The following is a 25,817-nucleotide window of genomic DNA, read 5'->3' on the forward strand; positions in this document are numbered from 1 at the left end:
CAGATAACCCTACACTTCCTATGGCTTTTAGGGCCACTAAAAGCAAAAACGCACAGCTCAATGAGCTGTGCTATCCATTTCCTGAGCTAAGGAGCAAGCATCTGCTCCTCAGTTTTGCAACTAATGAACGTTTCCATGCTCATCAGCGCTAGTTGTTTGCGAGCCTGCATTCTGTAACATCTTGTTGAGGTTACGCAGTGAATGTAGATGCAAATAAACCAATTCAAGACCATCAGAAGTGAACAGCTGAGATAAGCTCTCTTGATCCAATGCCTTAAGCTTTTCTTTATTGATCACTTTGAAGCCGGTTAGAGTGCGCTCCTCTCCCGTAGGCAGAGTAAATTTAGCCCCCATGTCTTCAAAAAGATCCAGCTCTACTAGCTTGTTGCAGAAAGCTTGTGTTCGTTGATAATGATTTTGATAATCCTGAAGGAAGCTCAGCACCTTTTCTAGGTATTGGGTTTGCTCTCCCTCTGCATCAAAGAGGCGTTCACCTCGGTCTTCTTCATTACAACCTGAGTACGACTCGTCGATACATAGGGTTAGAGTTTTGCCCTCATCGGTACTCGCAAATACAAACGGGTAACGACGAACAAAGGCTGGAATGTATTTTGCTACCCATTGCCCCTGATCGTTAACGTATAGGTTTTCATCTTGTTTGATGCCCATCACTACCACAGGAAGCACTTGCTCTCCCTCGCCAGCAAAAACTATCGAGTAGTCTTGAGCTGCATGGGGAAACTCCGCAGCCATTAGAGGTACTGAATTGACCTTTTTAGCGAAGTCATAATTGTTCTCTGCTTTCACCGACCATTTTTGGTGGCGCTTCTTGTTTACCGCTTCTACTTGTCCATAAATTAATAGTTGAGTAGTCATGTTGAACTCCTTTTCATCCTTAAAAAATACTGCGTGTTAAGTAACATCGAAACAGTGTAGGTAAGCCCTGCCCGCTAAGCCTAGTAAGCCAATACGCTGGACAGTTCTAAGTCTTGGTCTAAGACCGATAAATCAGTAGATACCTCTTTGCCTTGTAATGCGCTATTGATCTGTTCTAGATCGAATTCAGTTAATGTGCCCACGGCTCGCTTCAAGCGCAGGTTGTTGTATAAGTAGTCATATCGTGCAGCCGAGTATTCTGTTCTTGCGATAAACAGGTCTCGCACAGCATCCAAAACGTTGACGCTGCTTTCCACTCCAGATTCAAAGGATTGCTCCTTAAAATCCACCGCAGATTCATAGGCCTCAACCGACTTTTTCAGTGCCTCAACCTTACTGATGGAACTCGTCACACCGGTAAAAGCATCGCGTGTTTCTCTCGAGGTTTGACGCCAAGTCTGCTCCAGCTCATTACGTGATTTATTGTATAGGCTCTCGGTTTCACGAACCCGCGACGATACCGAGCCACCCGCATAGATAGGGATCTTCAAACGAATCATCACATCCGCGGTCTCAATTTCACTCTCACCTTCAAAGATTGAGCCATTGATATCGGTAATGTTGTAATTCGCCACCAAATCAAGCTCTGGGTAATGCCCACCTTTTTGGCTACGAATATCCTCTCGCGCTGCATCTAGCGCACTTTGCTTAGCAATAATGGAAGGGTTATTTTTCTGAGCGTTATTTATCCATTTCTGAATATCAAACGGGTCAGGCTTTACCAAAGAAAGTTCTTCGCCAAGGGTGGCCATACTTGGGGGAATGTTGCCTGTGAGTTCGTATAACCCTTGGACTGCATCGCGCAGTGAGTTGCCAATTTCTATTTTTCGAGCTTGGGCTTGTAAAAGCCTTGCCTCAGCATCCAAGACATCGGTTTTACGTGCCAAACCGCTATTGCCCTGTGTCTGCACAAACTCATTAAGCTTCTCTAGCGATTTAACTTCGGCATCGATACCCAGATAGGTGTCTCGTCGCTTAAGTACAATAAAGTAAGCCCTTGCTACGCGTAACATGAGTTCTTGTCGTACATCTTCTAACTCAGCAGCCACTCGCTTAACGTCTTCTTCTGCTTGTGAAAATGCAGCCCAATTACTGTAGCTATAGATGGATTGAGTTAAAGAAAGATTCAATTCATTGGTTGGATAATCATAAGAGTCTGGTGCCCCCTGAATCGGGTTATCAGTGCTTATGATATCGATATAATTTTGAGTATGGCTTAACTCGAGATCCAGCGTAGGCAGTAAGAAGGCTCTAGCTTGTTCATACACTTCTTTGTCTGCATCATGCTGCGCAATACCCGCACGATAAACAGGGTCATATTGAAGAGCTTGTTGGTAAATATCGAGGAGATTTTCTGCGTTTGCGGTCGAGGTTAGTGCTCCCAGTGTCAGCGCACTGATGAGTTTCTTAATCATCTGCTATTCCCTGCATGTGACGCTGAGTAAAACAAACCTCAGCGATTTTGTTTAACCACGCCTTGTTCCTTTGGCGTGAAAATCACATTTCAGTAACAATTGTAGAAGAGTTCTGTAAAATCACCCAAAATGAGAATCATTTTAACTCTCTTTTTGATTATTCCATTAAGTGATTAATAAGAAGCAGTAGTTATTAGTTCAAAGACCATCTTGAACGTTGTTTGTTTTTCAAACAACCTCCCCGGTGCTGGGGAAAGAAGAACCCATTAACTGAATTGGTATAGATTGGGTTTAGTGGCATTAGAACAAAAAAAACCGCACCCTAGGGTGCGGTTATAAAGTACTGTTATACAGTGTACTACTCACTGCATTATCAAATAATCTCACTAAAAATGGTGAAAGAGCCAAAAGGCAAAAGGTTAAGTGAGAGATTGAAGTCAGTCTAAAAGGAAACTGTCAAAAACGTGGGCATGCAATATGCATTGAGATGTCCAACCAGATGACGGGGTGTACTATAGAGAAACTGAGTATTCATTCTTTGAATTAGATCAATTTATCTATTGTTACAACCGATAAATAAACACGCCTAACAAGGAGGTTGTGTGGCACTACTGAAGATTTTCAATAAAAAAGAAAAATCTCGAAAGAAAAGTTCGACTTCTCTGGTCGACTCTAATATGGATAAACAAAGAAAATACGAAGCGCTCGTTCGCGCTTATCATCGAGACCTATTTCGCTATGCATACTGGTTGTGTAAAGATCGCTCTATTGCAGAAGATCTTGTTCAAGAAACCTGTTTAAGAGCGTGGAAGGCACTGGACTCTTTGCAAGACGACAAAGCCGCTAAGTCATGGTTAATTACCATACTTCGACGAGAAAACGCTCGACGTTTCGAAAGGAAGCAGCTTGATCTTGTGGATATAGACGATCCTGGCAACGAAGGACACAGTAGCGATGATGGCTTTCATCAAAGTGAGTGGCTTCAAGCTCAGATAATGCGCCTTGACCTTGAATATAGAGAACCGCTATTCCTGCAAGTCGTTGGTGGATTCAGCGGAGAAGAGATCGGTGACATATTAGATCTGAATAAAAATACTGTGATGACTCGACTTTTTAGGGCTAGAAACCAACTTAAAGAGTTGCTCGATTCATCAACTTCAAATCAGGGGAGGCAAAATGGATGATTTAGAATTTCGCCGCCGTATCATGTCTGATCCGAAAGCGCGAGACGAAGACCTACTCAGTGCCATCGCAAGCAAAGACAGCAATGCCAAGTTTGCCGATGACGTGTTAAATCTCGACGCGAGGATTGAACAGGCCATGCGTGTCGATGTACCAGAGAGCTTAGCTGATAAGATTTTGTTTAATCAGAGCAGCGAAGACAACGTGGTGCGCCCAAGCTTTGCCAAACGCAGTCTAGCGGTCGCTGCTTCTGTGGCATTTGCCGCTGGGATTATGATTGGACAGCTAAATTGGTCCGCAAATATTGTACCTACGGCTCATGCTAGTCTGGCCGATGAAGCTATAGAACATGTGATTATTGAAAAGCCATTTACTGACAAACTTGACGAGCAGGTCGGATCAAATCAGATAAATACCAAGCTCGCACCGTTTGCGTATCAATTCAATGAGACTTTTCCGTACCATGTGTACTATTTAAACCATTGTGGTTTTGGTGAAAGTAACGCTTTGCACATGGTTTTCCAAGGTGAAAAAGGGCGAATCACCCTCTTTATTACCAATATCAGCTCAGATCATGCAGTGAACTTTAGCGAAAAACAAATGTCCGGCACTGTAGTACCCATTGGCACTGCTTCTATGATACTCGTCGGAGACAGTGACGAGGATGTTGCAAGTGTTGCTGAGCGGTTAGCAAGTATCATAAAGCCTATCTCATAGATATAATACCTCCATGATTTCAACCCCTTACAACTCATAATTGTTAAGGGGTTATCATTTTTCACCCATTTTTCTTATCAATAATTGATTTAGAGCAATAACTCTAAGAATCACGATATTCCACGAATATTGCACCATCTTGCTCTCAAAACTAAACAATTTAGCCATTTTGGGTAGTGGTCTGAGTTGTTAAATTTATAATAATCAATAGTATCAGCCGACTTCGACAAAAAGACCCGGTTGATGCGCTAGGATTTTGGCGTAAACCATAAGGAAATATTTCATGAATAAGACGCGTATTCTTAAACGCTCTCTACTTGCAGCAGCAGTGATTGCTTCAACTTCTCAAGCACACGCAGCAGGCTTTCAACTTAACGCACAATCAGCGACAGGTATTGGTCGTGCATTTGCAGGTGACGCAGTAATCGCAGATAACGCGTCTTCTATGGCTCGTAACCCAGCGACAATGGCCCTTTTTGATAAAACTTCTTTGTCTCTTGGTTTTGAAGCGATCATTACTGATATTTCTGTTAAAGATACAACTGCGTTCGGTCAACCTCTCCCAAGTGCTGACTACGATGATATCGGTGGCACTTCTATCGCGCCAAACATCCATTTAATAGTTCCTGTTAACGATAGATTTGCATGGGGTATTAACGCTTACTCAAACTTTGGTACTAGTACCGATTTTTCTGGCAGTGAATTTTGGGACCAAAATGGTGGTGGTGCTCCTTATGGTGGCGAGACTGACATAATGAGTCTAAACCTCGGCCTTTCTGGATCTTACCGCTTAAACGAGCAGTGGAGTTTCGGTGCTGGTCTAGACATCATTTACGGTAAAGGTACTATCCGTAGAGGTGTTCCTGCTGGTGGTATGCCTGCTGGAGATCTTGTTAACGTTGAAGACGCTGATGGTTGGGGTGTTGGTTTCAACCTAGGTACTGTATATGAGTTAAACGAGAATAACCGTTTTGGTTTGTCTTACCGTTACAGCCCAGAAATCACGGCTAAAGACGATAACAGTCAAGAGATCACCATTCCTCTACCTGATATGGCTGAGTTCTCTGGTTACCACCGTATCACTGACACAGCATTCGCCGTGCACTACTCTGTACAGTGGATTGGTTGGAGTGCATTTGACAAGATTGAGATGGAAAATCTTAACCAAGGCTTAGTTCCTGGTTCATACGAAAGTGCGTATGAGTGGCAAGACGGATGGCACTTTGCAATCGGTGGTACATGGTACCTTAACGACAGCGTAACACTGCGTACAGGTTACATGCACGACACTAGTGCTCAAGACGAACTCACGTCAATCTCTGTACCTGACTCAGATCGTAACTGGATCTCTGCTGGTGCGACGTACCACTTCAGCGATGATTCAAATATGGACTTTGGTATTACTTACCTAATCGGTGGAGATGAAGAAGTTAGCGAAGGTTACGTAACTGGTACAACTCGTGCAGATGCAATCCTAGTAGGTCTACAGTACAGCCACAGCTTCTAAGCTAAGTCTGACTGAAAGCATCTAGATGAAAGGTGTTGAACTTAGGTTCAGCACCTTTTTTGTATCTGGTGGTTTTTCACGATCTAAACTCTTATCGACAACTTCAGGCTTGTGCGTCTACAGATCCCCGATATAAGCGCTCGGGGATGACTTGGATCGCCCCTTGTGCACGCTCCTGGCTAGATAAACGCGTCATTGCCGAAGTCTCTTATCGGCAATTTTCGGCTTGTGCGGTCACAGATCCCCGATAGAAGCGCTCGGGGATGACTTGGATCGCCCCTTGTGCACGCTACTGGCTAGATAAACGCGTCATTGCCGAGGTCTCTTATCGGCAATCTATGATCTGTGCGGGCCAAAATTTCCGATAAAAGCATTCGCAGGTGGTGTGGTATCTAGAATCCTAGGTTCTAGGAACCAAAGAACCCCAGCCCCAACCCCCTAAACCCTAAACCCTATTATCCCCACAACTAAACGCAATCACCTGACTTATCTCACTCAAGCTTCTACCCGACTCTTGCTGCCAGTGGCAAAATGCTTTGTTAGCGGCAGCACGTGATTTTTTGGTGTCTCGGCCGCCATCAATAATGCCGTAATTTCGCAGGTAACTTTCAACATCTGAGGATAAAATGAAGGTATCTACGCCCATTTGGCGTAATGCGTATGGGCCGGTATTGCCGCCTAGTCTCGCGCCGTGCTTTTTCAAGTGATCCCATAGGCCAGTGATGTTTTCTGATGGCCATTCGGATACCATCTTGGCAAATGAGCCGTGTGTCAGCCTTGCATCCATCAACATCTCGGCATTGGTTTTAATGGTCATTACCTTGCCAAAATGTCGAATGATTTTTGGGTCTCTCGCTTTCGTTTCCCAGTGCTCATCAGATAGCATCAAAAGCAACTCAGGTTTAAAACCAAAAAACAGCTCTTCAAAATTTGGCCATTTGTCTCTAACAACCTTCCATGACATCCCTGACTGAAACACCTTTAGACTAAAAATAGACAGCCAGCGATCATCGGGGATCTGCGCTATTTCTTCGGTAGAAAAAGGGACAGAAAGTCGAGCTTCAAGTTGGGCACTGCCACCTTTGCGTTTAGCGGCGCGCTGATAGATATCGGAGAATTTTTCGAGATGCATAAAACAAAACCTAGCAAGCTTTTGGTAAATATTTGAGAAACAAAAAAGGGCGAAATCAAACCCGTTGATTTCGCCCTCGGTGTTATTTTGTTTAAATTACAACATCGCTTCGCGATCCGCTACCTTCTTCAGGTCGATAATTTCGCCCAGTTCAGTATCAATCAGGAAGTGGTCACTCGCCTCGCCCGTTGCGAAACGGTCAAGGATGTAGAATAGAGTACCAAAGCGCACCTTGAATACCTGTCCTACAGGCGTATGGCCCTCAGAGCCTGCTGGCAAGCGAATCTCAGTATCCATCTCAGACAGCTCATCACTCAGCAGTTTGTACTGTGGTAGACGTGACTGTTTGATATCACGGAATGCCAATTCATCAGCATTACGCAGACGATAGAAGTCTGTAGCCAGTTCAGTACCGTTCCACTCAGCAAATGACATTAGGCTCATGCCATGCTGATTAGCAAGCACAGTCGCCTTCTCTTTTGCTTTAGTCCAGTCTTGCAAGAACTTATCTAAATCTTCGTTGGCAAATGCATCTGTACAAGGGATATCTAATGCAGCTTTCAGCTGACAAACTGTAATATCTGTTTCTAGCTGAGATAGGATTAGCATCTGCTTGCCATCCATATTAAACAGCATATTCTTCAGGTCTTGTGGCCACTCATTTGGTAAGAAACGCAGTCGAGTTAGCTCCTTGATATGCCAGTCTGTTAGCTCATAGTAATCTTGAGAATCAAGGATCTCACTAGTCCATGCATCCTCTTTACCCATCGCCATTAGGTAAGCATGCTCTTCCGCATAGTGCTCAAATAGCTCATCAAAGCGTGGAACTTCTTCGATAATGACGGTTTCTACTTCAACTTGACCTTGAGGTAGGATTTCAAGAACCTTGTATGCCGGAATATAACCCGCTAACGACGGAGCTTGAATATTGAACAAGGTATAGGTTTCACCACCAATGTTGTACTGCTTTTTGCCCGTATCATTGAAGTGCATATGGCCACCCACGTGGATGCCCAAACCTGTCTGTGCCAATGCTTTCGACGTATCATCTTCTGGTACACGCTTAAGCTGGAAGTTACCCTCGCCAAAGATATCTTCAATCTCTTCTGAAGCACCATTGTAGAAATCTGTCATCGGGAAGTGGCTAAACGAGATAAGCACCTTGTCTTGCTCTTTTGCCGCTTCAACGGTATCTGCTATCCACTCGATAACATGCTCTTTGTGAGTCAGCATCATGTTATAACCAGCGTTACTAGAGCCGTCAAAGTCATTGCCATTATTTGAGTTGTCTGCGGTGCCTGCCTTTGGTCGGTATACGTTGGCGTCAATAGCCATCAACCAAACACCCTCAATAGGTTCAACCAGGTAGGTAGTATCTGGAACCATTGAACATGACGTGTAGCCTTCTTTCTTGTAGTCGCCGCCCGTGCCTTCATGACAAATCTCGAAGAAACGGTTTTCAAACTTAGACTCAACATAAGCAGTCTCATAACGATAATGGTCACGAGCTCCTTGAGATGAGTATGGAGTTTCAAAATAGAAGTGGTCTGGCGTTGGGTGGAAGCCATGTGGTGCTAGGATATCCATGATCTCCTTATAGCCCCACTCCTGTACCTCTTCAGTACATACTTGTGGCAAGTCCCACTCACCATGAATGATTGTCCAGTCACCCGCATAACCGTCACAGCCATTTGAACCACGGCTGTAGATACGCTGCTCCTTACCGCCCTCACCAAGGTAGTCGCGCTTGCCGTTTGGAATGCTAAATGGGCGCGTTGGATCGTGGTTGCCAGGGGCAGCAAAGAATTCTAAGTCATATTTTTCGGCGTAATGATCAAAAATCTCTACCAAGCCACGCATGTGCACAGGCTGGCCGTCATCACTAAAGTCGCCTGGTAGCGCAACGTGCTTAATCCCACGCTCCACCACATCATCAAGCGCAGCAATCATCGCAAAATAGTTTTCATTGAAAAGACGCGTTGATTCCATCTGAGATTGCATGGTGCGGATTGTGGCACCCTTGCCAGTGATACTATTGTACAGGCCATCAAATGAGCCATCCTTGAAATCACCGTACACATCATGAAAGTGAATATCAGGCATAAAGGCGATCTTAACACCGGATACTTCGGCCGGTGGCTTATCTCTGTCCGTAGTATCGTTTGAGCTATCGTTACACCCAGCTAGTAAAACAGCACTGGCAACAGCCAGAGCACTTAGCTTTAGTTTCATGTTTTCCCCAATAATGGTTGTCTAAAAAATCCATGGGAGAGTAATTGAATAAAATGAACAATTAGGTGAATTTTAATTACGGAGAAATGACATAATGTAAGGAAAGGTAAACAAAATAAGCTCTGAAAATCAACAGGATATAAATAACCAGCCTAAAATTTACAAGCTAGGGACTAGGGTTTTAAAATTCCTCATCTAGATAATCATCCAAGAAATCTTCTTCCTCTTCGTCAACGGCTTCGTGATCCGCAACATCGGCTTTATAGGCACGACGCTGTAGGTAGGCATCTCTAGATAACGCATAAGGATCAGGGGAGTTATTCAGCAGCTCTTCTTGTGCCACCAATGCAGAGCGAGTTTCCATCCCTTCGAACACCCACTTGCCAAAGCTTGCCCAAATATTAAGATAGGAAAGTGTCGGATATAGGCCATCGGCAAAATCCCCTACTTCGCGCAGCGTATAGGGGCCGTAGCCTGGGAACATGAAGTACCAGCCACTTCCTAGCCCCCATTTACCAAGGACATCACTGAACGCTCGATTATCTTCTTTAGCAATACCGCCATGTGCTGCCGCATCATAAAGCCCAGCAACACCAAAGGTCGTGTTTATCCAGAAGCGATTGAAGTGATTAAATGCGAGAGTGCCATTGCCCATCAAAAGGTTATTCACCACACTTGAGGGCTCGTCTAGATGAGAAAGGAAGTTGCTAATGCCGGTTCGAATAAAGCCAGGAGTGTAGCCAGTATAGGCAAGGGATACAGGGCGAACAAAGTACGGATCTAGGATGTCATAGTTGAAATCCCACATGGTGCGGTTAAAACCTTCAAAGGGATCATTGGGATGAGACAGGTCTTGTACTTCGCTATCCCCCTCGGGATTAGAAGCACAGCCTATCATCAATGTGACAATCAAGATCCAAATTCGACTCATATAGGAGATCCGTTCCCTGTCGATTCAATTAGTTAGGTGCAAAGGCGTAACCTTTGCACCCTCAATAACTAGTATTGACTATTAATGACTAAATTAACATCTTCCCCTTTAGTCGTCACTTCACTCTCACCATACCAATCGCCACCTTTAGTAGAGACATTGCCGTCGGTATCAATACGCGCACGTACGATGAACTCTTCTAGGTCTGACAGGTTATTGCCCTCTATCATGCTGTTTCCATCATCCATCATGATCATACGAGGGAAGGTGCCTAAGCCATAGCGCGCTGCTGCGACAGGCATCGGTGAACCATCGGCTCTATGCACAGATACGATCAACACGCCTTGTTCAGGTAGAGCCACATCGTCCGATAATGAAACACCAATACGCACCAGACCTGGGGCGGCTTCGCCCTCTGTGCCAAGGCTTCGCTGGGCACTATTAATGCTTCGCTCTAGCATCTCATAACGACTATCGTCAGGGCCGATAAGCTGCTGCATGGTTCTCCAGTAACGAATTGCGCCCGCATAGTCTTGCTTCTCAAATGCGCTAAAGGCAAGCAATGAGAACACACGTAAATCAACATAATCTTTGCGTAGCAAATCATGAAGAAGACGTTCGGCTTCAAGTTGATCCACCTCATCACCAGATAGGGTTAGCGCTTGCGCAAGACCTAGCTGAATATCAGGGTTCTCAGGTTCTAGCTTACGCGCTCGCTCCATTGCGCCAATAGCGGTTTGGATATCACGATTAGCCAGTCCAATACGACCCAATAGTAGCCAGCCAGTCGCATCATCACTGTTCTTATGCAGGCTAGTTCTTAGCGCTAAAGTAAGGTCTTTAAGCTCATCGTCGCTCATTGGTTGCCCATTAGCATCCATAAGCTTTTTGCTAAGAGCCGGTAAGTTAGCACTTACCCCTTGCCAATGTTTCACATCATTGATTGCGCCAAACTTAGCATAGAAGCCGTAAGAAACGCCCAATAGAAGAGCCGCTGAGACCACGGCAACAAGGACTGGAGAGGTCAATTTTGTTGACGCTAGCTGCTGATCTTGTGGAATATCATCAAGAAGAGCTTGCTTCAAGTCGACGATCAGCTCGTCTTTATCAACAACGATACCTTCTTCATCTTCAACGCCAAGCTCGGCAACACGCTCTTTAAATATCGCTTTGTTGAGCTCATCGCGACGCTCTGCATCGTTAACCGCTTTTTTGCGAACCAGTGGAATTACAATTAGTGCCGCCGAAAAGAGGACAATAACTAGGGTAGAAATCCAAAACAACGTCATTATTTGTTGTCTCCATTGTCTTCTTTAAGCAATGCATCAAGGCGTTGTTGCTCTTCTGCACTTAGTGGGGCGCTCTTTACTGCCTTGGCAGGTTTACGTCGGCTTCTAGTGAGGATAAAGCCAAATCCAACCAAGACTACGCACAATGGTCCAAGCCATAAAATAGCGGTGGCTGCGGTAAACGGCGGCTGATAAGTCACAAAGTTGCCGTAGCGCGCCACCATATAGTCGACAATTTCTTGCTTAGACTTACCCTCTTTGGTCATCTCATACACTTTCTCACGAAGATCGAGGGCGAGCTCTGCATTAGAGTCACCAATAGTGTTGTTCTGACATTTTGGGCAACGAAGCGTTTGATTGAGCTCGTGAAACTGCTGCTCTTGCTCTGGAGAATCAAATTCATGAATCTCGATAACAGCAAACGCAGTCATGCTAACCATCATTGAAGCAACTAAGGTAATTAACCACTTTTTCATGATTTCACCTCATCAAGCATCTCTTGATACATAGGACCTAGTTTTTCACGCCAGTTTGTTGCATTCACATCACCCACATGGCGATAGCGAATGACACCGTTAGCATCAATTAAGAAGGTCTCTGGCGCACCATAAACCCCTAAATCAAGTCCTAGCATTCCTCTGCCATCGAACAGGCTCACCATGTAAGGGTTGCCTAGCTCTCTTAACCATTTGATGGCTTTAACGCGATCATCTTTGTAATTCAAACCAATGATCTTCACGCCTTGAGATGACAGTTCATTCAGATACTGATGCTCTGCATAACAGGTCGGGCACCACGTTGCCCAAACATTAAGAAGCAAAGGCTGCCCGGTAAATATTGCCTGATCGTGCTGAAGCCCTTCTGTTTCTAAGTCTTCAAGCTTAAACACAGGCACTTGCTTTCCAATCAACACCGATTCCAGCTTAGTAGGATCATCGCCCCCAGCATTGCGAGTGAGCTGAGTAGCAAACACCATTGCTAACACCATAAACATCACTAGAGGTACAAATAATACTTTCTTATTCATTACGACTCCTTTTTCACCGCTTTATTACGAAAGCGGTAGCGTCTATCGCTGATGGCAATAGCGCCGCCGATAGCCATTAACAAACTACCAGCCCAGATCCAACGAACGAATGGCTTGTAATAGATACGCACAGCCCAAGAAACACCATCATCAAGCTTCTCACCCATGGCTATATACAAATCACGAGTCACACCAGCATCAATGGCCGCTTCAGTCATCATAGAGCGAGCAGTGGTGTAGAAACGCTTCTCCGCGTGTAACGTATTGATGTGCTTTCCATCTTTAGTGACATCAAAGTCGGCAATATAACCGTCGTAGTTTGGACCGTCGTTATCACGTACTTTATCAAAGTAGAAGTTATACCCTTGAATCTCGAAGTTATCACCCGGAGCAAGGCGGACATCGCGTTCGATACTGTAGTTTTGCACCATAGCGATACCAATCACCGTGACCGCCAAACCAATATGCGCTGACATCATTGCCCAGTGGTTGCGAGGCAACTTAGTGATGCCCGTTGCAAACGAATGACGGTGCGTCGCTCTGGTATAAAGCTCAAACGAGTGTAGACAGATGATCCACAGCGCCATCACCCAACCAAGGTATGCAAGGCCGGTAAAGCGCTCACCTAATAGCGTCACCATTACCGCGCCTAAAACTAGCGAGATAACCCCACTGATCACGATTGGCTTGGTAAAGTTCGCAATGCTGTCACGCTTCCAGCGCATCAAAGGACCAATACCCAATAGGAAGGCAAACGGTACCATCAACCAAGTAAACAAGGTGTTGAAAAACGGCGCACCGATAGATACCGACCCTAGGCCAATTTGTTTGTGTACTAATGGCAACAATGTACCAACAAGCACTACAACCAAAGCGGCTACGAGTAACACGTTGTTCGCCAGCAGTGCGTTCTCGCGAGAGACTAAATCAAAGTTGCCACGTACTCGTACTGAAGAGCCTTTTAGAGCGAACAGCAATAGCGAGCCGCCGATAACAAATACCAAGAAGCCCAGAATAAACATGCCACGAGCAGGATCAGATGCAAAGGCGTGCACAGAGACTAAGATACCTGAACGAACCAAGAAGGTGCCGAGCAAACTCAATGAGAAAGCAGAAATCGCCAGTAACACTGTCCATGCTTTGAAGGTTCCGCGCTTTTCAGTCACTGCTAATGAGTGCATCAAAGCGGTACCCGCTAGCCAAGGCATAAACGAAGCATTCTCTACTGGATCCCAGAACCACCAGCCGCCCCAGCCAAGCTCGTAATAAGCCCACCATGAACCCAGTGCAATACCCACAGTCAAGAAAGCCCATGCCGCAATTGTCCAAGGTCTTGACCAACGAGCCCATGCCGTATCAAGTCGACCCGTCATCAAAGAAGCGATAGCAAATGAGAAAGCAACAGAGAAACCTACATAGCCCATGTATAACATTGGCGGGTGGATAATCAAGCCGGGGTCTTGAAGCAGTGGGTTAAGGTCTCGCCCATCGACAGGAAAGTAAGGTAGCGTTCTGTCAAATGGATTCGAAGTGACGATGATAAATAGCAAGAAGCCCACAGTAATGAGGCCCATAACCGCGAGTACGCGAGCCACAGACTCTTGAGGCATTCCCTTACTGAAGGTCGCAACAGCAACCGTCCAAGCAGCTTGAATCAATACCCAAAGTAGCAGCGAGCCTTCGTGCGCACCCCAAACAGCAGTAATGCGGTAGTACCAAGGCAGGCTGCTGTTGGAGTTATTCGCGATATACTGCAGCGTAAAATCGTTGTGATAAAAAGACCAACACAAGATGTAAAACGAAATCGCTAGCAGGATAAACATTCCCCAAGACAAAGGTCTTGCCGTGTTCATCAGCAGTGCATTGTTTTTAGAGGCGCCCCATAAAGGCAACACACTCAACAATATCGCCATCGCTAGTGAAACGATGAGAGCAAAATGCCCTAACTCAGCAATCATTGAGCGCTTCCTTGTTTTTGTTCTTGAGTGTACTCAAGAGGCTCGTGAACCACCTTCATTGCTTCAGCAACCTCGGGTGGCATGTATTCTTCGTCGTGCTTCGCTAATACTTCAAAGGCTTCAACAGTATGGCTATCCGTCAAAACGCCTTGCGCTACGATACCCTGCCCTTCACGAAACAAATCCGGCAAGATGCCATCGTAAGTAACTGTCACCGCTGGGCCAATATCCGCAACATCAAAAGACACACGTAGCGACTCTGAATCGCGAGATACGGTACCCGCGACAACCATGCCGCCAATACGCAGGCGCTGGCCCACTTCGGGTTTCTCACCGTTACTCTTACCGTTTACGATCTCAGTCGGCGTATAGAACAAATCCATATTCTGGTTTAGTGCATACAGCATTAAACCTATCGTGGCTCCCAAACCAACCAATAGAGCGACAATTAAGCCCATTCTCTTTTTACGTCTAGGATTCATAGTGTGTTCTCCATATTTTTAGCCGCATCGATGCGCGCTTGGCGATCCATCCGATTTTTAACCTCTTTTAAAGTCGCTTTACTGTCTAAGCGACTCGATAGAAAAATCAAACCTAGGGCGCCAAACGTGATGGCAAAAGCACCCCAAACGTAGGAGGCATAACCTCCCATATAAAATAAGTCCGACAGGGAATCAAAATGCATGCGTTACCCTTTAGCAAAAGTACGTTTAGCGAGTTCTTGCACCCAGGGTCTGTGTCCCTCTTTTTGCAGAATCGCGGTTCTAAAACGAGTCATGGTCACTGAGCCAAAGAAGAAGGCAAAGCCGAAGATGTTGAGCAGTAATGGCCATAACATATCATTGGAAATTGATGGTTTTTCAAACTTAGTAATAGTTGCGCCTTGATGAAGTGTATTCCACCACTCCACAGAGAAGTGAATAATGGGCAAGTTGATAACACCGACCACAGCAAGTAAACCCGCTGCTTTTGCTGCTGTCTTTTGGTCATCAAAGGCGTGATAGAGCGCAATAACGCCTAAGTAGAGAAATAGGAGCACTAGCTCGGAGGTCAGGCGTGCATCCCATACCCACCAAGTGCCCCACATAGGCTTACCCCAAACTGCGCCTGTTACTAGTGCAATAAAGGTAAACACAGCGCCAATTGGTGCCATTGCTGAAGCTGCGATACTGGCTAGGCGCAACTGCCAAACAAGCCCAATAAAGGCCGCAATCGCCATCGACATGTAGGCACCCATTGACCAAATTGCTGAAGGCACATGAATGTAGATGATTCTGAAGCTGTCGCCTTGTTGATAATCACTTGGCGCGAAAGCCAGTCCCCACACTGTTCCCCAAACGAGACAAACTACAGCTAACGCTGTAAACCAAGGTTGCAGGGTTCCGCATAGGTTATACGTTGCTTCAGGTTTTGCGTAAGGATGGAGCCACTTCCACATGTTTTTCACTCTCTGAGAAAATTAAGGTTAATTTACCGATACGCGCAATGCTGCGCTAGTTGCGAATGGCGTTAATGTTATCGAGCCCACTAACATGGCCGCTAAAATTGCGATTTGGCCGTTGTATGCAACGCCTAGCCCTGCAGAGTCAATTGCAGAGGTAGCAAAAATTAGTACCGGAATATACAAGGGTAAGATCAAAAGACTCAGTAAAACACCGCCTTTTTGTAGCCCAACGGTCAAAGCAACACCAATTGCCCCCAAAAAGCTTAATGTTGGGGTGCCGAGCAACAAGGTAATCAATACCGCACTCCAAGACTCCCAAGTCAGACTTAGCAGTACAGCCAATAAAGGGCTGATGAGAATCAAGGGTAAGCCAGTCAAAATCCAGTGCGCGATCACTTTAGAGATAACCACTAATGGCAGTGGTAGTGGCATAAGCATTAATTGCTCAAGCGCACCGTCCTGATAATCATCGCGAAATAGTCGTTCCAAAGATAAAAGTGCCGCTAACAGCGCTGCTACCCATACAATGCCAGGAGCAATACGCATCAGCAAATTGGGTTCAGGGCCAATACCAAGTGGGAACAGCGTGATGACGATGATAAAAAACCACAATGGGTTAAAGACATCTGCACGACGCCTAAATGCAATCAACAGCTCACGGCGAATAATTGCCCACATATGCTTGAACATTAGTGACCCAACCTTATCTTGCGTAGCTTGCTGTTATTCTCAAACATATCTTGGTGGGTAGTCAGCAACACCATCCCCCCCTGCTCAGTATGCTGAAGAAACAGCTGTTCAAGGACTTTCACGCCTTGCTTGTCTATGGCCGTCAGTGGCTCATCAAGGATCCAGAGTGGGTGTTTGCTTAACCATAGTCTTGCCAAAGCGACTCTACGTTGTTGTCCCGCAGATAACTGCGCTACTGGCACATCTTCTCTCCCAGCAAGACCCACTTTGGTTAGTGCTTGCCAAACTTCATCATGGGTATAGGAATGGCCACTGATATTGAGATAAAACGAGAGGTTTTCAAAGGCACTCAAATCGCGCTTGATACCCGTTTGGTGCCCCAAAAATAATAGGTCTTGGTGGAAACTGTCTCGGTCAGCAAAAATAGATTCATTCTTCCATGCAATATCACCGGCTTCTTTATCACCTAAACCAGCAATAATTCGAAGCAGCGTCGTTTTACCCGTACCATTTCGCCCTTCGATCTGAATCAGATCTCCAGCCTCTACAGTAAAAGACAGGCTTTCGAATAAAATCCTTTCATCGCGAATTGCAGTTAATCCATTTACTTCCAGCATAGCCCGCCAGTACCAATTCCAAAGAAATGGCATAGTAACACAGGCTTATTATGGCCAACCAATGTAAACGATTAATTAGTAAGCGTTTCTTCACAGAAAAGTGAAGTATGTCGTCAGGATTTGAATCGGGTCATACTCTCAACCCTTAATGCCCTTAGTATGAGTAGGTCATTACCATATTTACCAGATTTCGTTCTGGTCCTGCTACTAGCTCAAGACTGGTGCCAAATGAGTCTGCAAAGTTCCAGTTCATACCAACAACAGCAGCGTATTGCGAAGAGCTACTTTGCTCTAGAGAGTAACTTAACCCTTCAACCCCTAAAGCATCATCTTCCGCAACGCGACCTTCGGTATTCATATAAGCAGCCCCCACATATCCATAGATGGCGCCATAGCCCTCAATGGGAAACAATTGGCCAATACGAGGACTGAACATCACGGTTTTTGCTGTAGTACGCCCGTCATCCGTTTTGGTTTGAGTCATGCTCAGTGGCATTACATAGGTAAACCCGCCAAACTGACCCACAAAATTCGCAGAAAAACCCCAGTTTGTTCCTTTGATATCATCAATCTCAAAGGTGGGTATCTCTATCACCTCACCTATCTTGTCACACAGTTCACCACCCAATCTTGGGTCCGTTTGGCAATGCTCAGAGAAGCGTTCAAATATCGATGTTGGTATTGCAACGCTAAGAGCAGTTCGCCCTCGAAAGCGACCGCCATGCACTCCTACCTGCAAATTGGGCAAAACCCATGCTGCTGCTCTTAATTGCAAAGTCGCACTTTCAATCTCTGGGTCTCCCCACGTTACCTGAGAAAGGTCATACTTATCACTTAAATTGTTGTCTCCGAAAGAGACCTCAAGGGAATGGATATCGTAGCCTTGCTTCCCCACACTAGGAACCAAAGAGAGTGAAAAAGGCAGTGGTAGATGGTAACCAAGGTCGATAGCCTGCTGAGCATGAAACGGTAACATACGGTCGTACTTTTCATTCAGTTTCTGTTGCTGTTGTTGATCGGGAAAATCAATACGAGCAGAATCAGCCTGAGCCATCGCACTAAAAAGACAAAGAATCATTGAGCAGATTAAGAAGCGCATAATCAAAACGCCTCAGTAAAGGTGAGATAAAACCCCACCTCATCTTGATTTGAGAAGCCCAAGTCTGCGCGAACATTCATCCTTGGTTGCAATTCATAGCGATAACCCACGCCATAAGTCACAACCCAATCCTGATAAAGGTCACTTGCTTGCTCACCAATAGAGCCAGCTCCAAGCCATAACGTGACACCGTGTCGGCTCAAACTGTCACCGTCTCTAAACGTATGACGATACTCCACGGTGTTTTCTGTGGCATTAAGGTCTCGAAAGTGGCCTAGGTAGGTGCCTCGCATGAAATCCATACCGCCAAGGGTTGCCATATCGTAATAAGGAACATCGCCTTCACTCCATTCGATTCGGTTCAAGAAAGCAAAGGTGGATCCCACTCTTGGAGTAATGTAGAAGCGATAATCAAAGAGCGCTTTTTCATACTCAGAATCACTGCCCCAATCTGGAGAGTAGCTTGAGTATTCGAGATTAAAGAAGTGACCACGCCGTGCATTAACCGCGACATCTCGGCTATCCCATTGAATGGCGGCGCCAAGGCCGAGGCTTAACGGTAAGTCTTTGAAGTGGTTAAAATTAGGGTCTTGCAGTGCGGAATCTGGGATCTTATCTTCGGTTGGCGAGAAATACTTCAAGCGTAATATAGGCCCAATATAAAGCTGGTCATAAACCCTGAAGGTAAGGTCAGCGTTATATTTGACGAACTCAAGATCCACCAGTAAGTCATCACTTGCCTTCTGCGATGTGCCCGCCTCATAACCGATACCCCAGTAATAGAGACTCTGATGGCCCGCATCTAAATGCCCAAAGTAACGAATATCGTCATCAGCAAAGAAGACCTTTTGCTTTGAGCGAACCCCAAAACCAATGCCCTCTTCAAGCTCGTTGGCAACGCCGACCAAGGTAATCGAAGAACGCTGAAGCGCATCATCATCCTCTGTTTTAAACGAGAACAACCCGCCAACGGCCAACATTAGCCCAGTTTCTGGCATATACCCCGGACCGCCAAGGATGGAAAACATAGAACGATTGGGATCTTTAGACTCAGAGCTTGAGGCAAGCGCATGCCAAGCCCACAGAGGGCAGAAAAAAATTACAGATAGGAATGCTTTAGTTGAGAGTGAGCATAGACGCATACAGAAACACAGACAAAACAGCCATGTTAAAAGCCGAGGTGGTATTCACCTAATCAACTGTTTGCATTTCAGATATGCATGCACAACATATCGATACTGCTTATTGCTGTATAAACATGACTACTTCCCACAAACTAAAAAGCCTCATCAAATTTGATGAGGCTATCTTTGGAGTTTTGATCTCTTCAATCTTACTTGGCAACAAAAGGCAGCGAACACTCAAACACACTCTGAATTTGTTCTTTCATCCAAGTATGCGAACCGTCTTTTTCATTCGCTTGATGCCAGTTCAAATAGGTATTGAATCTGTCATCTTTGCCAGGTAATGGAAGCATGCGAGTATCAAACTGGCTTCCTGCTTGCTCTATCACGCGGCGCGGGGCAACCGTAATTAAGTCTGTATTCGTAACTACTGCCATCACCTCGTCTAAACTGCTCGAAAGGTATGTTGGCTTTTGGCTCAACGCTTTAATTTTTTGAACGCGTGTCTGCATATTCGCGGTGACTGCCACTTTCTCTGCTTGTAAGAGCTCAAAACAAAGGTTTGAATATTGAGTTAGGCGTGGATGATTATTGGCAAACACCACGACCAGTTCATCGGATACTAGCAAGCTATTGGTAAAGCCCTCTGACATTACAGGCTCTACATCAATAACAAAATCAACATTTTGATTAAGGGAAGTAGTTGTCTGATTCGCATCTGAAACCAGAGAAAGTGTAATACCTGGCGCTTGCTCAGATACCTGAGTAATAAGATTGCTCAAATAACGCTGATCTTGGGGGGCACGAAGCACAATATGGTAGTTGCGGCATGATGATTCAGCCACAAAGCGGCTGTTGGGTAGTTCATCTCTAATAATATGCATAGCATGACTCAACGAACTCTGAAGTTGTTCAGCGCGAACAGTAGGCACAATGCCACGACCCATGCGTTCAAACAACTCATCGTCAAACAAAGCACGTAAACGCGATAATGCGTTACTTACGGCTGGTTGAGACATGTTTAAGATCCTCGCTGCGCGAGTCACGTTCCTTTCCGCCATTACAGCCGCGAACACTACAATTAGGTTGAGGTCTACTTTCCTTAGTAGCGATATCGTATCGGGATTGGTTGAGGTAAAGGTGGGGGGAAGGGTTGCCTGCATGGTAATTCTCTCTGTGTCTAAGCCAAATATGCACGCGAATACCGTATTATTTTTTGGAGTATGGCATCGCTGTACAGAGAGTGAACTATAAATGAGGCTGATGATTTATATGGAATAGTCGATATAACATTTCGGGAAATATCATTAAGTGAAAATAAAACAATCTAAAACAAAGGGTTATAACTTGGCATTATCCTGTTGTTATTTGATGGCTGAAACATTAGAAACAAAAGTGTAACTAAATACAACAAGGGCAAGCCTAAAGGCCTGCCCTACGTTATCAATTAGTCATGAAAACCATTATTCAAACGTATAGGTGTATACGCTATAGCCTTCATTATCACCAACATTGCCAGTTGATTCTGTAAATTTAATTGATTCTACTTCATAGGCAAAATCTTTGGCTCTTGGAGAAGATAGGAAGTTCACTGTCAAGCCTGATGTAGCTTCAAGGCTAAAGTTTTCAGCGTTAACAAACTCATGCTCAGGAATACTACCCTCTACTGGAGAAACCGATTCTTCTGCAAGGTGTTTTAGATATTGATCAACAAGCTCGCGGTTAGAGTAAGCTGCATCTTCAAGAACAAGCTCTGCATTATCAACACCTGGGATCCAGTTGTTTGAAGCGCGATAGTTGTTAGTCACTACGTATACAACTTGAGTTTCATCTAACACCTCACCATTATAGGTAATATCACCAATACGGCGGTTGTCGTTAGGATCTAGCTGAGGAGTTTCACCAACAAGCTCACCAGTACCATCAACTAGGTAACGAGGCTCTTTAGAAACATCAATAGTGTAATGCAAGGCATTGCTTTCACCATTTTCAGTCCAGCCACCATAGAACACATCATAGTTATAACTACGGAACATCTGATGAAGAAGGTCATCCCCTTCGTTCGCCACTGTTTTATATTGCTGAGATGCAATGGTTTCTAGCCATTCTTTAACGTCAGCAACCGTTAGTTTTAAGATTGCTGGAGTGTTGTTATCAAACACATAAAGGTCAGCAACACTCGCGTTAGTTAGCTCAGTGCCATTTATATCGGTGTAGTCATCTCTACCGCCACGGCCGCCTTTAAAAGGTGCAGAAACGGATAATAGAATTTCATCATCCTTAATCTCTAATCCACCTTCTTCGATCAATTGTTGTCCCCAGTGGAACTGTGCTTCATTAACAATCTGTACTGATAGATCAGGTTTAATTGCAGAGAAGAAGCTATTAATCTTCTGCGAGATACCCAGAATTGGCTCTGCCATGTACTCTTGTGTCGCGGTATGCTCTTTTGCCACAGAGGCTGCAATCAGTGTCGATATCTGTGTTTTATCTTCAGGCAAAGTACGAAGCTCCGCAGTGCTTTGACCGTAGTTCACAGCCCAAGTATCACCTTCGTCACGCGTCTCAAGAACAAGGTCAATAACGCCTACGTGGTTACCCCAGAAGCCAGGCATTACCGCAGGTTTACCAAAAATCTTGCCTGCAGGCGCATCAACACCTTCCATACCATCGTAACTACCTGCCGTCGTTGGGAAGTTATTGTGGTCATGACCAAACATGATCGCGTCAATGCCGTCGATCTTCGCCAATTGCCATGTTGCATTGTCTGCAAACTCAACGTCAAGGTCTGCACCAGTCAAACCTGAGTGAGGAACTGCAACAATAATGTCAGCGCCCTGCTCTTTCATTAGTGGTACATAGTGAGCTGCAGTCTGCTTAATGTCAGAAACGACAACTTTACATTCCAAATGGCTCTTGTCCCAACTCATAATGTTTGGCGGAGTAAAGCCAATCACACCAACCTTAATGGTGTAGTCCTCACCGTTTCGAGCGGTGAAGGTGCGGTCTAGCATCACATAAGGTTCAAAGAAAGGTTTGGCTACCCCAAGAAATTCCGAATCCACTCTCAACTCACAAGAGTTAGTATCAAAATTATCCGCCGTAAGAAGGTTCTCATCATACTCAAATACGTTTGAGACAACATAAGGGAAGTTGGCGTGCTCTGTTGCAGCATCAAGGAATTCCAATCCATAGTTGAACTCGTGGTTGCCGATATTTGCAGCATCGTAATCCATAAGGTTCATTGCTTTGTAAACTGGATGAGGATTGCTCTTAAGATAATCTTCATCTTGATCAAATTGGTTCGCAATGTAGTCAGCCATCGGGCTACCTTGGATAAGGTCACCATTGTCAAACAACATGCTGTTATTCACTTCACTACGTGCCTCATTGATGATCAATGCAGTACGCGCGAATCCATAACTTGGCTCATACTTATTTGCGAAGTAATCAAACGGCATCATGTTGCCGTGCAGATCTGTGGTCTCCATCAAGCGTAAATCCATAGAAACCTTGGAGTCACTTGAACTATTACAACCCAACAAAGCTAGTGATATAGCACCGCATACTGCAGCCTTTTTAGTAAAAAACATTAAATCCCCGTAAAAATGCAATATAAAAGTCGGCTGGGATAATAGTTGTATTTTGTGACGTTACCATGGCTTGGTGGGTTAGATATGTTTCTAGTTATTAATCAGAGCGTGATGACATTTAGAGTTAAAACTCTAATTTGGGATCAAATAGCACCACATTGAAGACATTTAGCAGCGAAGATTGCCATGCAATCGGTTGCGCCACCGTTTGCATAAGATGTAACTTTTGAAATAACTTTTTCTTAAGAACAGAATTAAAGAAGTTAAATTGAAGTCTTAACTCCCGATAAAAGCCAAGAGTTCGGCCCTGCGACCGCAAGGATGAGTGAACTACAATAACGGCCTAAAAGAAGAATCAATCTAGATACTCCGTTTTTTAGGTGCTTTTAAAGTAGTGTTTGCTTTATATATGAAAAGCCCTCGCAATACAGCGAGGGGGTCAAAAGTGGCAAGACCAAAAAGTACCAATAATGGCTCAAAGCATTTTGCTTCAAGCTTCAGCTTTCATGCTTCAGAGCTTAACTAATAGATAGCGTTAGTTATCTAGGGGGTTAGTTATAAGCTCGAGCAAGAACACCGTTCCCTTGATATTGGTAAACGCTAGAATTATTGCTAACAAAAACTGACTCACCCGGTTTTAGGGTGATGCTTTGCCCTTCGGATGAAATCGTCGCCACACCTTCCACACAGAACAGAATCTCTGCGCTGCGTAAGTATTGTGCCTTGCTCTCATCGGTAGCCGACAAAATATCAAAACCAAAATCGTCCACCGGGATTGGGTAGCTCATCTTGCCTTCCTTCAATACCGGGTTTAGTCGAATATCTTCAGGCTTAATTGGCTCAAAAATAGTGTTGTCGATTAACTCAGGTACATCGATATACTTGGGAGTAAGGCCAGCACGAAGTACATTGTCTGAGTTTGCCATGATCTCAAGCCCAGTCCCTTGCACGTATGCATGAGGGGTTTCTGCGTGAAGGAACATCGCTTCGCCAGGAGCCAATTCAACGGTATTGAGCATCAATGGCGCAAACAAACCGATGTCATCGTTATAGTGCTGCTTGAACTCTTTAGAGTATTGCAACGCTTCTCGTCCCATCACCGTTTTGGCTGGGCGAGCATGAGCGGCATACAGCTCAGCTAATGCCGCTTCTTTACGTTCCCCCTCTAGAGACATAATGGCACTAAAGAACGCTTTCAATGCATCACTATCCCCAATAGCCTTTAGGACGTTTAATTCAATGTTAAGCGTGGTGATGTTTGCTTCTTCAAATAGCGCAACAATGTGCTCGATAGGTCGAAAGCCATTCATTGCTTTATAAAACGTTAACGCATACACCAGCTCTGGCTTGTGGTTGGGATCCTTGTAATTACGATTTGATGCATTTAGTGGAGTACCCTCAGCATTCTCGCGCTCAAAACCCAATTCGGATTTACGCTTATTCGGATGCACTTGTATCGAAAGTGGTGTTTCTGCTGCTAAAACCTTAAATAGAAAAGGCAATCCACCAAATCGTGCTGCAGTATATCCACCCAGAACATCCAATTTGTTTTGGTCAATCACTTCCGATAGCGGTTCACCTGTTGTGCCCAGCTTTGAACAGCCATTTGGGTGTGCGCCCATCCAGATTTCAGCTTGTGGTTCATGGTTTGGATTTACAATACCAAACAGTTGATTGATGGAGTCTTTACTGCCCCATGCGTAATTTTGAATAACGTTATCAAGTTTAAAAAGAGACATAATTACTTCTCATTGAAAATCTGTGCGCCAAGCTTGAGCGTGGCTGCGATATTACGGGCAGTACGAGTTAGATTGTTACTCGCCTCGGATAAAACTTGCTCTAGTGGCTGAGGTGAGCGAACCGTACCAAACGTGCTCTCAATAGTGTTGTATAGCTCATCAATCTCTTGACCCAATGAGCCTGCAATACCTATGCTCGGAATGCCCTTCATCTGTGCACGCCTAGCGATACCAAAAGGGGTTTTACCCTGCAGGGTTTGATTGTCCATCTGACCTTCACCAGTGATGACTAGATTTGCACCTTCCAATACCTTGTCGGCTTCAAGTACATCAAGCACCATCTCGATGCCTTGCTTGATTTGAAGTTCAAACAGCAGCGAAAGCCCCATAGGTGTGCCACCCGCTGCCCCAAAGCCTTTAGAGCCAGAGTGATTAACGCCCGTTTGCTGTTCACGAATCGACGCAAAATGAGATAAAGCTTTATCAAGGGACTTCACAAGCTCGGGCGTGGCGCCTTTTTGTGGGCCAAAGACATGACTTGCACCACTTTCACCAACCAATGGATTGGCAACATCGCAAGCAACAATAAACTCAACCTCTTTGCATCGAGGATGAATGTCATCAAGATTGATGCTGGCTAAGTCTGCAAGTGCAGCGCCGCCAAAGGGCAGTTCTTTACCCTCTTTGTTCAGCAGCTTTCCACCCAGAGCTTGGACAATCCCCGCACCCGCGTCGTTGGTCGCGCTCCCCCCTAGACCTAACAAGATCTTGGTGGCTCCAATATTGAGGGCCTCTTTAATCAACTCTCCAGTACCAAAGCTTGTAGTTACCGCAGGATTACGCTGTTCAAGTTTGATGAGGTCCAAACCTGATGCTGCTGCCAGTTCAATTAATACCGTTTTCCCGTCATCAGCTTGCTTGTTGGCAAGGACCGCCCAACTGGCATTAACCTTCTCACCCAAAGGGCCAGTTACTTGTGTTTGGCGAATTTCACCCTCAAGTCCTTGCAGTAATACATCCACAGTGCCTTCGCCACCATCTGCCAATGGCAAATGAACATACTCTGCGTCGGGGAACACTTGGGCAAACCCAGATTGAACACTTTCGCAAGCTTGCTTCGCGGTTAAAGATTCTTTGAAAGAATCGGGAGCAATAACAATCTTCATCATCAATTACCTTTTCCGC

Annotated in this window: 23 protein-coding genes; 3 read left to right on the forward strand and 20 right to left on the reverse strand. The window is 45.1% G+C overall.

Features of this window, described 5'->3' with window-relative positions; genetic code table 11:
- Positions 1–120 precede the first annotated feature (120 nt).
- Positions 121–876, reverse strand: coding sequence for a SapC family protein (locus D5I41_RS17385; RefSeq protein WP_119010892.1), 756 nt, complete (start codon positions 874–876; stop codon positions 121–123).
- Positions 877–956: 80 nt separating this feature from the next.
- Positions 957–2,351 carry a TolC family outer membrane protein gene (locus tag D5I41_RS17390; protein WP_119010893.1) on the reverse strand — a complete coding sequence of 465 codons (1,395 nt, stop codon included), beginning with the start codon at positions 2,349–2,351 and terminating at the stop codon, positions 957–959.
- Positions 2,352–2,953: 602 nt separating this feature from the next.
- Here D5I41_RS17390 and D5I41_RS17395 point away from each other — a divergent pair.
- The 3 genes from D5I41_RS17395 to D5I41_RS17405 all read left to right on the forward strand — a co-directional run bounded on the left by D5I41_RS17395 (position 2,954) and on the right by D5I41_RS17405 (position 5,757).
- Positions 2,954–3,535 carry a sigma-70 family RNA polymerase sigma factor gene (locus tag D5I41_RS17395; protein WP_119010894.1) on the forward strand — a complete coding sequence of 194 codons (582 nt, stop codon included), beginning with the start codon at positions 2,954–2,956 and terminating at the stop codon, positions 3,533–3,535.
- The gene (locus tag D5I41_RS17400) at positions 3,528–4,250 is read left to right on the forward strand and encodes a DUF3379 family protein (protein WP_119010895.1); all 723 of its coding nucleotides are present in this window, start codon (positions 3,528–3,530) and stop codon (positions 4,248–4,250) included. Before D5I41_RS17395 ends, D5I41_RS17400 begins: the two co-directional genes overlap by 8 nt.
- Before the next feature lie 283 nt (positions 4,251–4,533).
- A complete protein-coding gene (locus tag D5I41_RS17405) occupies positions 4,534–5,757 on the forward strand; it encodes an outer membrane protein transport protein (RefSeq protein ID WP_119010896.1) in 1,224 nt (407 codons plus the stop codon).
- 445 nt (positions 5,758–6,202) lie between these two features.
- Here the strand turns inward: D5I41_RS17405 and D5I41_RS17410 are convergent, their stop codons facing one another.
- The 18 genes from D5I41_RS17410 to D5I41_RS17495 form a co-directional block, all read right to left on the reverse strand.
- Positions 6,203–6,889 (reverse strand): DNA-3-methyladenine glycosylase I, encoded by a 687-nt coding sequence (locus D5I41_RS17410; RefSeq protein WP_119010897.1) that lies wholly within the window; start codon positions 6,887–6,889, stop codon positions 6,203–6,205.
- Between the two features lie 96 nt (positions 6,890–6,985).
- Positions 6,986–9,121, reverse strand: coding sequence for a metallophosphoesterase family protein (locus D5I41_RS17415; RefSeq protein ID WP_119010898.1), 2,136 nt, complete (start codon positions 9,119–9,121; stop codon positions 6,986–6,988).
- Positions 9,122–9,302: 181 nt separating this feature from the next.
- Positions 9,303–10,052, reverse strand: a complete 750-nt coding sequence (locus D5I41_RS17420; RefSeq protein ID WP_119010899.1) for an MlaA family lipoprotein — start codon at positions 10,050–10,052, stop codon at positions 9,303–9,305.
- 68 nt (positions 10,053–10,120) lie between these two features.
- Positions 10,121–11,341 carry a c-type cytochrome biogenesis protein CcmI gene (ccmI, locus tag D5I41_RS17425; protein WP_119010900.1) on the reverse strand — a complete coding sequence of 407 codons (1,221 nt, stop codon included), beginning with the start codon at positions 11,339–11,341 and terminating at the stop codon, positions 10,121–10,123.
- Entirely contained in the window at positions 11,341–11,817 is a 477-nt protein-coding gene (locus D5I41_RS17430) for a cytochrome c-type biogenesis protein (RefSeq protein WP_119010901.1), read from the reverse strand. Before D5I41_RS17430 ends, ccmI begins: the two co-directional genes overlap by 1 nt.
- Positions 11,814–12,368: a DsbE family thiol:disulfide interchange protein gene (locus D5I41_RS17435; protein WP_017027779.1), complete on the reverse strand. Its 555-nt coding sequence runs from the start codon at positions 12,366–12,368 to the stop codon at positions 11,814–11,816. Before D5I41_RS17435 ends, D5I41_RS17430 begins: the two co-directional genes overlap by 4 nt.
- Positions 12,368–14,326, reverse strand: coding sequence for a heme lyase CcmF/NrfE family subunit (locus tag D5I41_RS17440; protein WP_119010902.1), 1,959 nt, complete (start codon positions 14,324–14,326; stop codon positions 12,368–12,370). The genes D5I41_RS17435 and D5I41_RS17440 overlap by 1 nt, the downstream gene beginning before the upstream one ends.
- Positions 14,323–14,808 carry a cytochrome c maturation protein CcmE gene (gene ccmE, locus D5I41_RS17445; RefSeq protein WP_102334154.1) on the reverse strand — a complete coding sequence of 162 codons (486 nt, stop codon included), beginning with the start codon at positions 14,806–14,808 and terminating at the stop codon, positions 14,323–14,325. The genes D5I41_RS17440 and ccmE overlap by 4 nt, the downstream gene beginning before the upstream one ends.
- Positions 14,805–15,011, reverse strand: coding sequence for a heme exporter protein CcmD (gene ccmD / locus D5I41_RS17450; protein WP_017027776.1), 207 nt, complete (start codon positions 15,009–15,011; stop codon positions 14,805–14,807). Before ccmD ends, ccmE begins: the two co-directional genes overlap by 4 nt.
- 3 nt (positions 15,012–15,014) lie before the next feature.
- On the reverse strand, positions 15,015–15,764 hold the full coding sequence (locus D5I41_RS17455; RefSeq protein ID WP_017027775.1) for a heme ABC transporter permease: 750 nt from the start codon (positions 15,762–15,764) through the stop codon (positions 15,015–15,017).
- Positions 15,765–15,791: 27 nt separating this feature from the next.
- Entirely contained in the window at positions 15,792–16,460 is a 669-nt protein-coding gene (ccmB, locus tag D5I41_RS17460; protein ID WP_017027774.1) for a heme exporter protein CcmB, read from the reverse strand.
- Positions 16,460–17,077, reverse strand: coding sequence for a cytochrome c biogenesis heme-transporting ATPase CcmA (gene ccmA, locus D5I41_RS17465; protein ID WP_017032495.1), 618 nt, complete (start codon positions 17,075–17,077; stop codon positions 16,460–16,462). The genes ccmB and ccmA overlap by 1 nt, the downstream gene beginning before the upstream one ends.
- 154 nt (positions 17,078–17,231) lie before the next feature.
- A complete protein-coding gene (locus tag D5I41_RS17470; protein WP_119010903.1) occupies positions 17,232–18,176 on the reverse strand; it encodes a hypothetical protein in 945 nt (314 codons plus the stop codon).
- A 2-nt stretch (positions 18,177–18,178) separates the two neighbouring features.
- Positions 18,179–19,318 (reverse strand): BamA/TamA family outer membrane protein, encoded by a 1,140-nt coding sequence (locus tag D5I41_RS17475; protein WP_235868943.1) that lies wholly within the window; start codon positions 19,316–19,318, stop codon positions 18,179–18,181.
- Positions 19,319–19,509: 191 nt separating this feature from the next.
- Positions 19,510–20,463 (reverse strand): transcriptional regulator LeuO, encoded by a 954-nt coding sequence (leuO, locus tag D5I41_RS17480; RefSeq protein WP_119010904.1) that lies wholly within the window; start codon positions 20,461–20,463, stop codon positions 19,510–19,512.
- 300 nt (positions 20,464–20,763) lie between these two features.
- A complete protein-coding gene (locus D5I41_RS17485) occupies positions 20,764–22,893 on the reverse strand; it encodes a bifunctional 2',3'-cyclic-nucleotide 2'-phosphodiesterase/3'-nucleotidase (RefSeq protein WP_235868944.1) in 2,130 nt (709 codons plus the stop codon).
- Between the two features lie 551 nt (positions 22,894–23,444).
- The gene (gene manA / locus D5I41_RS17490) at positions 23,445–24,632 is read right to left on the reverse strand and encodes a mannose-6-phosphate isomerase, class I (protein ID WP_119010905.1); all 1,188 of its coding nucleotides are present in this window, start codon (positions 24,630–24,632) and stop codon (positions 23,445–23,447) included.
- A 2-nt stretch (positions 24,633–24,634) separates the two neighbouring features.
- Positions 24,635–25,798 (reverse strand): glycerate kinase, encoded by a 1,164-nt coding sequence (locus D5I41_RS17495; protein ID WP_119010906.1) that lies wholly within the window; start codon positions 25,796–25,798, stop codon positions 24,635–24,637.
- Positions 25,799–25,817 lie beyond the last annotated feature (19 nt).

Origin of the sequence: Vibrio superstes, assembly GCF_003569005.1 — a bacterium.
GTDB classification, from domain to species: Bacteria; Pseudomonadota; Gammaproteobacteria; order Enterobacterales; family Vibrionaceae; genus Vibrio; species Vibrio superstes.